The sequence below is a fragment of the Mycobacterium ostraviense genome, assembly GCF_002705925.1.
Taxonomy (GTDB): Bacteria; Actinomycetota; Actinomycetes; order Mycobacteriales; family Mycobacteriaceae; genus Mycobacterium; species Mycobacterium ostraviense.
In genome coordinates this window covers 4,652,541-4,666,858 of record NZ_NKRE01000001.1, presented here as the reverse complement: position 1 = coordinate 4,666,858, position 14,318 = coordinate 4,652,541, and the positions used below count along the sequence as shown (strand labels likewise).

11 protein-coding genes are annotated in these 14,318 nt (G+C 65.7%); 9 read left to right on the top strand and 2 right to left on the bottom strand.

The genetic code is table 11. The annotated features are described in order from the left end of the window. The first annotated feature begins 14 nt into the window (after positions 1–14). The 7 genes from CDN38_RS33120 (at position 15) to CDN38_RS21770 (ending at position 7,961) form a co-directional block, all read left to right on the top strand. On the top strand, positions 15–470 hold the full coding sequence (locus CDN38_RS33120; protein ID WP_438502294.1) for an acyl-CoA dehydrogenase family protein: 456 nt from the start codon (positions 15–17) through the stop codon (positions 468–470). Then, entirely contained in the window at positions 467–1,633 is a 1,167-nt protein-coding gene (locus tag CDN38_RS21795; RefSeq protein ID WP_180276368.1) for an acyl-CoA dehydrogenase family protein, read from the top strand. Before CDN38_RS33120 ends, CDN38_RS21795 begins: the two co-directional genes overlap by 4 nt. After that, on the top strand, positions 1,630–2,565 hold the full coding sequence (locus CDN38_RS21790) for an acyl-CoA dehydrogenase family protein (RefSeq protein ID WP_075512868.1): 936 nt from the start codon (positions 1,630–1,632) through the stop codon (positions 2,563–2,565). The genes CDN38_RS21795 and CDN38_RS21790 overlap by 4 nt, the downstream gene beginning before the upstream one ends. Next, on the top strand, positions 2,562–4,052 hold the full coding sequence (locus tag CDN38_RS21785; protein ID WP_075512867.1) for a class I adenylate-forming enzyme family protein: 1,491 nt from the start codon (positions 2,562–2,564) through the stop codon (positions 4,050–4,052). Before CDN38_RS21790 ends, CDN38_RS21785 begins: the two co-directional genes overlap by 4 nt. Positions 4,053–4,174: 122 nt before the next feature. Beyond that, a complete protein-coding gene (locus tag CDN38_RS21780) occupies positions 4,175–5,947 on the top strand; it encodes a PE family protein (protein ID WP_075512866.1) in 1,773 nt (590 codons plus the stop codon). A 1,030-nt stretch (positions 5,948–6,977) separates the two neighbouring features. Then, positions 6,978–7,334, top strand: coding sequence for a type II toxin-antitoxin system prevent-host-death family antitoxin (locus CDN38_RS21775; RefSeq protein WP_075512865.1), 357 nt, complete (start codon positions 6,978–6,980; stop codon positions 7,332–7,334). After that, complete coding sequence (locus CDN38_RS21770; RefSeq protein ID WP_075512864.1) at positions 7,335–7,961, top strand: ATPase; 627 nt, start codon at positions 7,335–7,337, stop codon at positions 7,959–7,961. Positions 7,962–8,037: 76 nt separating this feature from the next. On the opposite strand, the gene CDN38_RS21765 is transcribed toward CDN38_RS21770, so the two are convergent. Continuing rightward, positions 8,038–9,930, bottom strand: coding sequence for a hypothetical protein (locus tag CDN38_RS21765; protein ID WP_075512863.1), 1,893 nt, complete (start codon positions 9,928–9,930; stop codon positions 8,038–8,040). Beyond that, positions 9,927–11,747, bottom strand: a complete 1,821-nt coding sequence (locus tag CDN38_RS21760; protein ID WP_161951690.1) for a DEAD/DEAH box helicase — start codon at positions 11,745–11,747, stop codon at positions 9,927–9,929. Before CDN38_RS21760 ends, CDN38_RS21765 begins: the two co-directional genes overlap by 4 nt. 199 nt (positions 11,748–11,946) lie before the next feature. Here CDN38_RS21760 and CDN38_RS21755 point away from each other — a divergent pair, with 199 nt between their 5' ends. Then, positions 11,947–12,963, top strand: a complete 1,017-nt coding sequence (locus tag CDN38_RS21755; protein WP_075512861.1) for a hotdog fold thioesterase — start codon at positions 11,947–11,949, stop codon at positions 12,961–12,963. 71 nt (positions 12,964–13,034) lie between these two features. After that, complete coding sequence (locus CDN38_RS21750; protein WP_075512860.1) at positions 13,035–14,240, top strand: amidohydrolase family protein; 1,206 nt, start codon at positions 13,035–13,037, stop codon at positions 14,238–14,240. Positions 14,241–14,318: the final 78 nt, after the last annotated feature.

Genomic DNA, 14,318 nt, shown 5'->3' with positions numbered 1-14,318 from the left:
TCGACGATGTCGAAGTGCCCGTCGACAACCTTCTGGGTCCGTGCAACGGCGGCTGGAACGTAGCGTTGGCGTCGTTGCACCATGAGCGCCAGATGATCTGGATCATGAACTGGGTCGAGATCAAGCGCGGCCTCGACTCGATACGGGGCGGCCGCGACCCCGACATCTACGCCGAGCTGGGCTCGCTACTGGCCGATGCCGAGGCGCTGCGGGCCACCGGGTACCGCGCTCTGAGCAACGAACTCGCCGGCCGGCCCAGCCCGCAGGCCGACATCCTCAAGTTACTTGGGTCGGTTACCTTACAACGGGTTTGGGACCTAAGCGCCGTGGCCGCTGGTCCGGGTTCGGCCGGTGACGCCGACCTGCTCTTCGAACGCCAGGATGCGCTTGCCGCGACCATCTACGGCGGAACATCCGAGGTCCAGCGCAACATCATCGCCGAGCGGCTGCTCGGGCTGCCGAAGGGATGACGACGATGGATTACGACCTCGGCGATGACGCTGCTGAACTGCGAACCCGGCTCCGGCAGTTGATCGCCAACCACGTGCCCGCCGGCTTCCTCGGCGCCTGCACCGACGATCCCCAGGACCTGGCCACCACCGAGTCATTCTGCAAACTCCTTGCCGCCGAACGGCTGCTGGCACTGGCCTGGCCTAAAGAACATGGTGGCGGCGGTGGTTCGATCTGGCAGCAGACCGTGCTACGCGAAGAGATGTGGGCCCACCACGAGCCGCGCGGCCCGCAGTACATGGGCATCAACTGGGTGGGCCCGGCGATCATGCGATACGGAACGGCAGAACAGAAGGCCAAGCACCTGTTGGCGATCGCTGCCGGCGAAGTGGTGTGGTGCCAAGGCTTTTCCGAGCCGGAGGCGGGCACCGACCTGGCGTCGCTGCGCACCCGCGCTGTGCCGGACGGCCCGGACGGCCGGAGCTGGCGCATCACCGGCCAGAAGGTGTGGACGTCGTATGCCCAGATGGCCTCGTGGTGTGTGCTGGCGGCGTGTACACACCCGGATGCTCCTAAATCCAAGCGGCTCACCCTGTTTCTGGTTCCGATGGACCGGCCCGGTATCACGGTCCGGCCAATTCCGTCGATGCTGGGCCCGCATCACCTCAACGAGATGTTCCTCGACGGGGTGCCGGCCTTCCCCGGCGATGTGCTGGGCGAGCCCGGCGACGGTTGGCGGGTGATGCGGGAAGCCCTGGCCTTTGAACGCGTCGGCATCGCCCGTTACGCACGCTGCGAATCGTTGCTGCACCGGCTGCGCACCGAACTCCGCGACGACTGGGACCGGCTGCCCGAATCGATTCGGGTGCGCTGGGTTCGGGCGCTCGTCGACTTACGGGTGGCCAGATTACTGGCCTATCGAGCGGTGTCGCTGCAGGATGATCCGGAGGCGGGTGCGGCAGCCAGTGCCGCCCGTATCGCGACCACCACCTGCGATCAACAGGTCGCCGAGCTGCTTTTCGACGTGCTCGGCCCGGCAGCGCTGGACAGCGGTGTCATGGCCCCGCTGCACGGCGCGATCGAAGATCATTGGCGTTACGCACAGGCGGCCACCGTGGCGTCGGGCACCATCGAAGTACAGCGAATGCTGGTAGCACGTGACGTCTTGGGGGAACACCGGTGAATACCGAACTGCCGCAAGATATTACCGACTTCGCCGCCATCGCGGCCAAGCGCCTCGCGCGGGTGGGCGGGCCCGCGGCGGCGCTGCGGGCCGAGACCGACGACAGCGTTCGCGGCGCGGCACGCGAGGCGCTGGTGCAGCTGGGCGCATTCGAGCTGGACGTGCGATCCGCATCCGACGATCTGCTGGCCGCCGCGGTGCTGTGCCAGGCCGCCGGCGCCGCCGCGTTGCCCTACCCCCTCGTCGAAGAGTTGCTGGCGATCGACGGCGCCCGCCTGGCTCTGGTGAATCCGCAAGCACCCCGCGTCGATCACGGCGACTTACCCGGCGACTGGATCGCCGCCGACCTCGACGGCACTCGTTATCCCGTGCAACCTGCGGTGCGCACCGCGGCCAAACTGGGGCCGTTTCTGGTGCCGGCGGCCTTGGGAGCGCCCGATGGCACGGTTTCGGCCGCCGACATTAACCTTCATCTTGTGCTGGGATCATGGCAGCTGCTGGGGGCGGCGCAGCAGTCGCTGAACATCGCCACCGATCACGTGCGGAGCCGGGTTCAGTTCGGCAGGCCGCTGGCCGATTTCCAGGCGGTCAGGTTTGCCGTCGCAGATGCGGCCGTCGCGGTCCGCGGGCTTTTCGAACTCGCCAAGTACACCCTTAGCCGATCGCGATCGACTGCGGCGCAAGCGGGTTCGGCCGACGCGCTGGTGCTGCGGCTGCAGGCCGCCGACACCGCGCGGCAGGTGCTGCGCACGTCACACCAACTGCTCGGCGCGCTGGGCTTCTGCGACGAGTCCGACGTCAGCGTGCTGGACCGGCACACTCAACCGCTGATCCGGTTGCCGTTGGGAACCGAAGCACTGAGTCGCCGCCTGATCTCCGATGTCCGTGACGGCTATCTGGAGACGCTCTTCACCGGGCCGGTACCCGCATGAGCCACGCCGGCGAATCCTCGGTCGCCCCCAACCCGCTGGCCGACGGCACCCCGTTCGGGACCAGGCTGCAGGAGCTGGCCGAGCAACGAAGCGACGAAGCGGCCCTGACCACCGTGACGCCCGACGGCAGCACCCGCACGCTGACCTTTGCCGAACTCGACGCCCGTGCCAATCAATGGGCGCGGGCGCTGGACGCCAGTGGTGCCCAGATAGGTTCTCTGGTTGCCATCGCGATCCCCAACTCCGTGCACCTCGTACTGACCATCCTGGGCTGCTGGAAGATCGGCGCGGTTCCGGTTCCTATGCACTGGGACCTACCCGAGTGGGAGCGGAACCGGGTGCTGAACGTGATCGACGCCGCCGTCGTGGTCGACGAGAAAAGCCGGTGGGAGCTGGATGTGCGCGCCGCCGTCGAACCGGAAAGCCCACTGCCCGAAGCTGTTTCCCCGACCGCCCACGGCATTTGCAGCAGCGGGTCAACCGGCGTTCCCAAGGTGATCCTCAACCTGGCGCCGTCGCTGTGGACGCCTCAGCACAGCGAGCCGTTCTTGTCAGCCTGGACGCCGGTGGCCCAGCCCCAGACCATCCTGGTGCCCGCGCCGATGTATCACACCAACGGCTTTGCCGCCCTGCATTTCCTGTTGGGCGGCGACCAATTAGTGGTATTGGAAAAGTTCGATGCCGCAACGGTTGTCGACACGGTCGAGCAATACCGAGTTACCAACTTCACGGCCACCCCGACAATGCTCAAGCGCATCGCCGCGGTACCCGACATCGGTCGGCGCGACTTGTCCAGCATCGACTTCATCCTGCAGGGCGCCGCCGTGATGCCGCCCACGCTGCTGCACACCTGGTTCGAGCTACTGAGCCCGGAACAGATTGTGATGGCCTACGGCATGACCGAAAATCTGGGGCTCACCGCGCTGCGCGGCGACGAATGGCTGACGCATCCGGGCAGCGTCGGCCGCGGCTTCAGGGACACCGAGATCCGGATCCTGGACGCCGAGCAGGAGCCGCTGCCCCCCGGCGAACAAGGCGAGGTCTACCTGCGCGCGCCGATGAGTGCGGGATACCGCTATCTTGGTGGCGCGCCGCCACTTCCGTCGACCGAAGACGGGTTTCGGTCGGCCGGCGACATCGGTCACGTGGACACCGACGGCTACCTCTACATCACCGACCGTCGCGCCGACATGATCGTCACCGGCGGTGCCAACGTCTTTCCGGCAGAGGTGGAGTCCGCACTGGCCGGCCACCCCGATATCGCCGACGTCGTGGTCATCGGCATCTCGGACGCGCACTGGGGACGCCGGGTCCATGCCGTGGTGCAAGCGGCGGCGCCGCTGACCGAACAACAGGTGATCGAGTACGCCAAGAACCGGCTTGCGCCGTACAAGGTGCCCAAGACAGTGGAATTCATCGACCAGATTCCCCGCACGGCGGCAACCAAAGTCAATCGCTCGGCCATGATCGCCGCCCGGGGCGGCTGAAGTTCGCAAACGGTGGATGTGCGGCCGGAAATGCGAGGCGTAAACGCCGGACACGCCGGTTAGACCGCTCTACGCTCACTGGTAGCTCCCTCCCGACCCTCACCGTAGAGGAGGACGGTCCGATGACCTACATGCTCACGCGGCCCGATATCGTGGCGACTGCTGCGGCAGACGTAGCGCAGATCCGCGCAGCGATCGGCGCGGCCAACGCGGCCACGGTGGCTTCGACGACCGGGGTGATAGCTGCGGCGCGCGACGAGGTGTCGGAGCTCATCGCGAGCCTGTTCCGCGCATATGGCCAGGAATGCCAGGCCGTTATGACGCAAGCTGGCGCGTTTCATGATGCGTTCGCCCAGGCGTTGGCCACCGCGGCCACTTCCTACGCGCAGGCCGAGGCCGCCAATGCCGCCGCGGTATCGGAGGCGCTGGCAACCATCAGCTCACCCGTCCGGGCGATGCTAGGCGGTATCGCGTCCGGAGTGTCGAGCACCTTAACGTCCGCGGCTCCCTCGGCGGCAGCGGTGAACACCCTGGTCATGGGTGGCAGCGGGAACCCGATTCCTTCGATTGATTATGTAAACAACATTGTCTCGAAATACATCGCGCCCATTTTCACGGTCGATCCGGCCCTAGTGCAGAGCCTTTTCACACCGGAGGGGTTCTATATCGACACCGGTGTCAAGACCTTGCCCCTCAACGTGTCGGTGGCTCAAGGCGTCACCATCCTGACCAATACCCTCGTCGGCACTAACCCTCCCTATGCAGGGCTGCTGACCAGCGGAAACACCGTCAACGTGGCGGGCGAATCGCAGAGCGCCATGATCTCCTCACTGGTAATGCGGGCGCTCAACCCCACCAACTCGGGGGCCGCCGGAAGCCCGTACTTCAACAATTTGACCTTCACGTTGGTCGGTAATCCGATGAACCCCAACGGAGGCCTGTTCGAGCGTTTCGTCGGGCTCAGCCTCCCAAGTCTGGGGATAGAGATGTACGGCGCAACCCCGGACAATTCCTTCCCGACCACGATCTACACAATCGAATACGATGGCGCCGCCGACTTTCCCCGATACCCGATCAATTTCCTGGCCGACCTCAACGCCTTCATGGGCATCCAATCCCTGCACGGCCAGTATGCGAGTCTCACCCCCGAGCAGCTTGCTACGGCTATTCCGTTGACCAACACGGTGGGCCCCACCTCGACCAGCTACTACATGATCCCCACCCCTAATTTGCCGCTCCTGGACCCGGTGCGGGCAATACCATTCGTCGGGACGCCCATCGCGGATTTGGTCCAGCCGAACTTGAGGTATCTGATCAACTGGGGCTACGGCGATCCCGCCTACGGCTGGTCGACCTCGCCGCCGAATGTGCCCACCCCATTCGGAGTCCTGCCGCCGCTGAGCGCCACCACTTCCCTGCCAGGCTATCTGGCGATCGGAACCCAGCAGGGAATCAGCGCGTTCATGAACGACATCAGCGCCGGCATGGCGACGTTTCCCGACCTCCCGGCCGCGCTGCTGGCGGCTCCACTGGGCGCGGCGGGCTCACCGTCGCTGCTGTCCGGGCTGTCGCCGGCGGCGTTCTCCCCGACTGACTTCATCCACTTTCTGCAGTCAACGAACACCACGGTCACCAATTTCATTACCAGGACGGCTGCGACCACCTACGCGGCGCTGCTTCCGACAGCCGACATCGCGAACGCGATCTTCACCACTGTGCCGTCCTACAACGTCAACCTGTTCCTCAGCGGAATGGAACAGGCATTCGCCGGCGACCCCGCCGGCGGGCTGGTCTATGCGTTCGGCGCTCCCATAGCGGCTGACATTGCGTTGGGCACCCTCTTGGCCGGCTTCCAACTCAGGTCGTTCTTGGGGGTAACCAGTCAGTTTGTCTAGCGGACCTCGGTCGCTAGTTGCGGCGGTCACCGGGGCCGGACGGTCGATGACCAGCTGGTCTGCTATCTAGAACCTTTCGGCGCACGTAGCGTCGGTTCCACGGCTGCCACCGCCCGCCGTGCGTTGGCGTTCCCTCCTAACCCATGCGCCCGGAAGTAAACTCGCTTCAACGTCCACATAACCGTGTCCGGCCGCCAGGTCTCGCGACCTAGTGGATCCGTTGTAGGTCAACGGATACGGATCTGAGGCGGTGCTGATCTAGTCACCGCGCTGAGCGGAGTCCGGGCCCAGCAATCACATCTTTGACGTGGACCCCAGGCCAAGTCGGTGCAATTTGCCCGACTCACTCGGTAATTCATGGTAACCACGAATGCTGCTGGTCAAAGATGTCCTCCTGTGCAGCCTTGGCTGCCTGGCTCTGTTTTCGGCACACCTTGGCTCTGTTTTCGGCACGCCGATAGAGCATCGTGCTCAAACCTCTTGTGATGGCAGGCGTTCGGGGGATGTCTCAGGTGCTTACCGAGTCGGCTGTCATGCGACCGTATCGAGTGTGCGGTGACGGCTTTGAGAGTGTATGTAGGGCGGGAATATCCACGATCTGCCCGCCCTGACGGCACAGTCGGCGCCGCCAACGCACAGTCGGCGCCATCAGCGCACACTCGGCGGCCGTCAGCCGCCGACCCAACCGCACCAGCACGGGATTTCCATCTCCCCACACCCGGGCGCAGCCCCACGACCGCTTTTCGGCGACAAGTCAAGGGGCGCAACTAATTTGTCGCTACCAGGTGGGCAAAAAGAGACACCCCGAACCGGTGGAGACTGATGTGGCTGATGGGAAAGTGGGTGTTGCGTCCTACAACGTGGGGCACAGGGCCGCTAGTCGACATGCAGTTCGGCTACTCAGCGGCCCGCGCAGGCCAGCTGGTCGAAAGGTTCGCGGGTCTGCGGCATCGCGATGTGAGGCACCATCTCGAGGTCTGCTACTTCCGAACAAAATAGCTAATCTGGCTACTTTGACTATACTGGTGACATGCCTACTCTGACCTACCGAAACCGCGCTGGGGAACTCGTCGACCTGCCGACCGTCGCCGCCACGCGGTTCAAGAACCAGTTCGGCGCGGTCCTGGAGATGGCCACTGCCGACGGTGCGGTCGCGATCACCAAGCACAACACGCCGAAGGCAGTACTGGTGTCCTACGCCGAGTTCGAAGCGCTGACCCGCGCGGCTACCCCTGCTCTGGACGAGTTGACCGAAGAGTTCGACCGCTTGCTGGAGCGCATGCAGACGCCAAAATCCAAGGCCGCGATGGCATCCGCTTTCGATGCCAGCCCGCAACAGCTGGGGCAGGTCGCGGTGAAGGCGGCCCGCGCGAAGCGGCGGCGCTGACTGAGCCGGCTGTACGTCCTCGCCGGTGTCAACGGCGCGGGCAAGAGCACCATCGGCGGCGCCATGTTCCGCGCGTCCGGCGCCGACTATTACAACCCTGACGAGGCAGCGCGGAGGTTGATCGCGGCGAATCCGGGACTGGATCAAACCGCGGCAAACGCGACGGCGTGGCGACAGGGTAAGCGGCTGCTGGAACGGGCAATCAACGAACGCCTGGACCTCGCGTTCGAAACCACGCTCGGTGGAAGCACCATGCCCCGACTGCTCGCCGAGGCGGCATCACACGGCATTGAGGTGCGGATCTGGTATGTCGGATTGGCCAGCCCTGAAGTCCACATCGAGCGAGTGCGGCGGCGGGTCGACGCGGGTGGCCATGATATTCCCGAAGCCGACATCCGGCGTCGGTGGCGGCACAGCAGGTTGAATCTGGTGCGGCTGCTGCCTGCGCTGACCGAACTGCGCATGTACGACAACTCGCAAGACGCCGACCCGGGCGAAGGCAAGGCGCCGCGGCCCGAGCTCGTGCTGCACGTTGTGCGGGGACAGATCGTGGGTCCGCCGGATCTGTCGTCGACGCCCGGGTGGGCCAAACCGATCGTCGCCGCGGCGCTTGATCTCCGCTGTTGACGTGGCGACGACCCAGCGGCCGCGCACGTCGAGCACAATTGACCTTATCCCGGGCGGCGACGACCCAGGCCAACGCTTACCACCACCGCTGCGGGCCCAGTCGCAGGCACTTCTGCAGGGCAGCATCGGCGGCGCGCACCGCGGCTTCCTCGATGCGGTAGACGGCAGCGATATCGGCGAAGCGGCCGGTTGTCAGGTTCGCGCGTTGGCACACCATTCGTTCGATTCCGGCCGCGATCGCTACGGGGCCATGTGAATCGAGCAAGGCGCCCTCGTCGGACAGCCGCCACAGCGCGGCGAGGCAGCGCAGAACGGCGGGCAAACCGAACGCGGGAATCACGCTGCGCCAGAGCAATTCGCCGACAGGGCCGAGCGGCAGCCAGGGTTGCGGCGGGGCGTGCACGGCCGTGCCGCCCGGTCCCAGCACCCATCGCCTCAGGTGCGCGGTCTCGAACGGCCGGTCGTAGGGCAGCATCTCGTCGATCTGTGCGGCGCCTCCCGCCGAGTGCCACCGGAGCAGGAATGGAAAGCGACGTCCCGCTGCGGTTTCCACGTAGCCATGGGACGCATGGTGCACCCCCGACGAGGTGATTGTGCTGTGGCTGGCGACGGCGACCAGGTCCTCGGTCGGCATAATCCCCACCGCCCACGCGGCGCCCGACGGACCGTATAGCCGGATCGCCGTCGCCGCAGGCGAATCGGACGTACACATGCGTGCCAGCCGCCGGTCGTTGCGGACCACCGCTTCCCACACTTTTCCGGTCAGCTTGTCGCCGAGCTTCGGAATTTTCGCTAGGGCCGGGCCGGAATCGGCGGGCACCGGCAACGATTGCGGCCTCGGCGTCTGCGGTGGTGCGACAACCGGTTTCGCCTTCACCGCTGGCTTTGCCGACGGTCTCGCAGGCTCAGGCACCAGCCGCACCGTCGGCCGCGGGACGCAGCCAGCGCACCGCAGGCCCGTTTTCGTCGCGGCCAGCCGCTCATCGGCACCACAGTGTGGGCAAGCGAGGTCGGCGAACCGGGCCAGTGGAATGAGCCAATCGAGCGTCAGCGGGTAGCGCCGGTCGCCGCGACGAACGTCGACCGGCAACCTCCATACCGGCACCTCGTAGATGTGCAGCCGATACGGCCGAATCTGGTGGCTCCCCTGGTACTTCTCCCGAGTCTCGCCGATCCGTCGGCCACGCTCGATGCGTACGCTGTCGGCGCGTGCGTCCAACAGCTCCCAGCGATCGGCAGGTGCGTGCGCACGCCGACGCTCGATCGTCGCGAGCGCATCACGGTAGTACGCCTCGACACGTTGCAGCTCCGCGTCGCGCGCCTTAACGACGTCATCCGCGAGCTGGGATCGCCGCCGCTGCGCGCACTGCTCGATAACCTGGTCCGCAAATCTGACCGCCGCGGCCAGGCCGTTGAAGGAAGGCGAACCATCTTTCGGCACCGTCGGGATGGCGGCGAGCCTCGTAATGACCTGGGTCGGGAGCTGGCGTCGGGACTGCACATCCACCCAGCACTCGGCGCATTCTTGATAGTGGTCGTCACTGGACAAGGTGTAGTCGACCAGCACGCCGAGGCGCAGAATCGCGCGAACCGACCGGGTCGGTGCGCCGGTGGCGTCGATCCGCCCGTGCTCGACGGCGAACTGGTCGCGGGCCATCGCCTGCAGGTGCTCGACCGCCGGTGGCGGCGTGGCGGTCACCGGAACGGTCATCGCGGCGACATCACCTACGGCCAGCACCTCGTCGGCGCAGCGGCCCAGCGCGGGATGCCCCGCCGAGAGCAGCGTCGCACCGTCCTCGCGGGCGACATCGGGGTCGGCGGTGACCTGCAGCACATCCGGCAGCTCCAGCATCGCCTGCAAGTCTGGTGGGAGCATCACCAGCGTTGTATCGCCGCCAAATTCGGTGAGCCCGCCGCTCGCCTCGACATACCGCAGCCAAAAGCTCAGTCCCACATCGGTGCTCGTCACGACGCCGCACCCGGGACAGCTGAGCGGCGACCCGCCGCGCCCGGCTGCGCCGCGCTCGCGGTCGCCACCGGGACAGCTGAGCGGCGACCCGCCGCGCCCGGCTGCGCCGCGCTCGCGGTCGCCACGAGAAGGTCGACATCTTCCCGGCTTTTCACATAGCTGCGTCTCGCCTCGGCGAGCGCGTTCCCAAGGACGTCGAGCCTTCGCTCGAACTCGTCGTCGTCGACGGCATCGACGAACGCGTCGAAAACCTCGTTCTCGAAATCGAAGTCATCGTCGATCCGGCCGAGGATCATGTCGAGTTCACCGACGACGAGTTCGAACAGGTTGATCTTTGCCTCAAGCACATGCATGACCTTTTGTTCGACGGTGCCCCGGCAGACCAGGTTGGTCAGCGTCACGTCGTGTTCCTGACCGACGCGGTGCAGCCGGCCGAGCCGCTGCTCAATCTGCATCGGATTCCACGGCAGGTCGAAGTTCACCATCACATGGCAGAACTGGAGGTTGCGACCCTCACCCGCCGACTCCGTGGACAGCAGGATCGGTGTGTCGGCACGGAACGCCGCGATTGCCGCCTCCTTCTCCGTGCGAGTGAGGCTGCCGTGATACAAGGCCGACGACAGCCCGGCCCGTTCGACCGCAGCGGTGAGCACGTCCAGTGTCTGCCGAAACCCGGTGAATACCAAAACCTTTTCGCTCCTGCGGACGTGGCGTCCAAGGAGTTCGACGAGCACGCGCACCTTGTCCGGTTCCCGGATGGCCCGGGCCCGTTCCGCGAGGTCATTCCAGCCGAGCTTCACCAACGTGGGCGCAGCGGCCCCGGGACTGGAACCGGCCAGCCGGGTCAGCCCGCGCAGGGCCAACCGGCTGCGTTCTGACCCGGTTGCCGCTGCCCTGACTCGCCGGACGACGTCGGCGTACAGACCGGCCTCGTCGGCGCCGGGCGTCACCAGGATCGTCTCGGCCAGCCGAGGCGGCAACATCACGGCGACCTCGCTGCGGCGATGCCTGACCATCACTTCTTTAGTCCGTGCGCGCAGCTCCTCCAGGTTGTGCGGTCTCGAATCGACCGATGCTGCACCATGTTTGGCGCGGAACTGGGCCGGTGTGCCGAGCAATCCCGGTGCGACCAGACTGACCAGCTGGTACAAGTCCGACAGCTTGTTCTCCACCGGCGTCGCCGTCAGCATCAGCAGATAACGGGCACGCAAACAGCGCGCGAGCTTGCCCGACGCGCTTCGCGGGTTGCGGAGCCGGTGCGCCTCGTCGAAGATCACCAGGTCCCAGTCGGTGTCGGTCAGCCTGCCCAGCAATGGATCGCGACGAGCGGCGGCGAGCGACGCGATGGTGACCGGCCGGTCCATCCCAAGCTCGGCAGCCGGTGTCGACCCGGATTGGACGATGGTGGTCGGCAACCCGAACTTCCGCTCGAGTTCGTCACGCCACTGGTCGATAAGCCCCGCCGGAACGACTACCAGCACGCGGTCGGCGAGCCCGCGCATGCGCAACTCGGAGGTCACCAACCCGGCCTCGATCGTCTTGCCGAGCCCGACCTCGTCGGCCAGGATCCCCCGGCCGCGCATCCGCTGCAGCACGGTGCGCGCGGCCCGCAGCTGATAGTCGAACGGCTCGAACCGCAACCGAGGCATCGCAAGGAAGGTGTCAAACCCCGGCCGTGCCCAGACCTTGACCGCGTCATCGACGATCGCCGGCCAATCCGGTTGCGCCCGTGCGCCATTGCGTAGCCGTGCCAGCAATGGCAGATAGGCGGACAGCTCTGTTGCGGACGTCTCTCCCGCGGCGATCGTGACAGTCATGAGGCCTCCCGGCGACCAGGTTCGCATTTGCTTGCGCCGGACGGTACCGGGGACCACCGACATGACCGACGACCCACGCCGAGCTGTGACAAATGGGGCGGATGCGGTTTTGGTGACGCGCTTGACGACATCGGCCCCAATACACGGTAACCTCATTCTCGCCGTTGTTGCCAGGGCCAAAGTGAGGAGACAAATGCCTATGACCGCCCCTAACGAGGAAGCGGAAGTAACGCGCGCCGACCGCTTCATCAAGACGGCGGTCGAAATTCTGGGTGAAACCGGCCGCACCGATTTCACCGTGCAAGAGGTCGTGGCGCGCTCCAAGACCTCGTTGCGGGCGTTTTACCAGCATTTCGGCAGTAAGGACGAACTACTGCTGGCCCTCTTCGACAGGACCATGGCGCATACGGCACAGCTGTGGCGCGCCGAAACCGCCGGACTCGACAGCACCGCCGCCCTGAAGCTGGTCATCGACCGCATCAGCGCACGACCGGAGTCCACCACCCAGGACAGCCTCAACCGGGCGCTGAGTCTCTACAACCAGTACCTGGCCGAGAACCGGCCCCGCGAATACGCGCGAGTGCTTTCGCCGCTGCATCGACTGCTGCGCGACATCGTCGGGCAGGGCATCACCGAGGGGGTGTTCAACCCGGGCCTCGACGTCGGGGCCGCAGCGGCCATCGTCATGCAGACGGTGCTGGGAGCGCTCCGATTGCACTGGCTGGGAAGCGAATTGAACGGAACGCCAATCGACGCCGGCCAACTGTACGAGTTCTGCAGCCGAGCCCTGGGCATTCGCAGCATCGACGACGAGCCGGTGTCCTCGCTGGCCGAACTGTTCGCCCAGATCGGAATGCGCCCGGCCACCGCACACGATGACTTCGCGATGACCATGCCGGTCAGCCCGCAGGTGGTGAACACCTCCGGCGCGCTGCAGGGTGGCCTGATCGCCACGCTGGCCGACGTGGCCGGCGGGCAACTCGGCTTGGAGTACCTGCCGCCGGGCACCGCCATGACGACAGCCGACCTCTTCATCCGCTACCTGCGCCCGATCAGGCAGGGCGGCGCGCTCGCGGTGCCGCGAGTTCTGCGGGCCGGCCGGCGATCGCTGGTCATGCAGGTCGACATCTTCGGTGACAGCGACAGCGAACTCGCGGCAACGGCAACCGTGAATTTCGCCATCATCGACCGCAACGACACCCCCGACAGCGGTTAGCGGAACCCTTGCGTTAGGTGGTAACGTCATTACCACATGCTGAGAACCGAGACTTCTACAAGGAGATCGCCATGCCGTCTCGCGAGCTTCCCTTTCCGGTGTTCGATGCCGACAACCACATGTACGAGCCGCAGGAGGCGCTGACCAAGTTCCTCCCCGACAAGCGCAAGCACGTGATCGACTATGTGCAGATCCGCGGCCGCACCAAGATCGTGGTGCGCGGCCATATCAGCGAATACATCCCCAACCCGACGTTCGAAGTGGTGGCCCGCCCGGGCGCCCAGGAGGAGTACTTCCGGCACGGCAGCGGGGGCAAGAGCTACCGCGAAGTGATGGGTGAGCCGATGAAGGCGATCCCGGCCTTCCGGGAGCCGGGCCCGCGGCTGGAAGTCATGGACGAGTTGGGCATCGACTACGCCTTGATGTTCCCCACCCTGGCCAGCCTGGTCGAGGAGCGGATGAAGGACGACCCGGAGATGACCCACGACGTCATCCACGCGCTCAACCAATGGATGTACGAGACTTGGTCGTTCAACTACCGGGACCGCATCTTCGCCACCCCGGTGATCACCTTGCCCATCGTGGATCGGGCGCTTGAAGAGCTCGAGTGGTGCCTGCAGCGTGGCGCTCGCACGGTGCTGGTCCGCCCGGCCCCGGTACCCGGCTACCGCGGCAGCCGCTCGTTCGGTTTCGAGGAGTTCGACCCGTTCTGGCAAGCCTGCATCCGGGCCGGGATCCCGGTTTCGATGCACGCGTCGGACAGCGGCTATTCGGAATTCATGAACGTGTGGGAACCCGGCGACGAGTTCCTGCCGTTCAAGCCGACCGCCTTCCGCAGCCTGGCGATGGGACATCGGCCGATCGAGGATGCCATGGGTGCGCTGGTGTGCCATGGCGCGCTATCGCGTAATCCGGAGCTGCGCATCCTGTCCATCGAAAACGGCGCGGACTGGGTGCCGCACCTGTTCAAAGGACTCAAGGGCGTCTACAAGAAAATGCCGAACGCATTCAGCGAAGACCCGATCGAGGCGTTCAAGCGGTGCGTCTACGTCAGCCCGTTCTGGGAGGACCGGTTCTCCGAAATCGTGAAGATGGTGGGCACCGACCGGGTGGTCTTCGGTTCCGACTGGCCGCACCCCGAAGGCCTGAAAGACCCGATTTCGTTCGTCGACGAACTCGCCGGTTTCGACCAGGACGACGTCGCAAAGATCATGGGCGGCAACATGATCGAAGTGATGAAGGTCGAAGTACCGGCAACCAAGCCGGTCAGCGCCTAATCTCCCGGCATCACCAGAAGTAGCCCAGTACTTCGCGCACTGGGCTACTTCGGGTTGGGGTTACCGCGGCGAATCAGG

Coding starts and splice junctions, on each gene's coding strand:
- CDN38_RS21750 (WP_075512860.1), top strand. CDS start 13,035: ATGCCGTCTCGCGAGCTTCCCTTTCCGGTGTTCGATGCCGACAACCAC.
- CDN38_RS21795 (WP_180276368.1), top strand. CDS start 467: ATGACGACGATGGATTACGACCTCGGCGATGACGCTGCTGAACTGCGA.
- CDN38_RS21780 (WP_075512866.1), top strand. CDS start 4,175: ATGACCTACATGCTCACGCGGCCCGATATCGTGGCGACTGCTGCGGCA.
- CDN38_RS21760 (WP_161951690.1), bottom strand. CDS start 11,747: ATGACTGTCACGATCGCCGCGGGAGAGACGTCCGCAACAGAGCTGTCC.
- CDN38_RS21775 (WP_075512865.1), top strand. CDS start 6,978: ATGCCTACTCTGACCTACCGAAACCGCGCTGGGGAACTCGTCGACCTG.
- CDN38_RS21755 (WP_075512861.1), top strand. CDS start 11,947: ATGACCGCCCCTAACGAGGAAGCGGAAGTAACGCGCGCCGACCGCTTC.
- CDN38_RS21785 (WP_075512867.1), top strand. CDS start 2,562: ATGAGCCACGCCGGCGAATCCTCGGTCGCCCCCAACCCGCTGGCCGAC.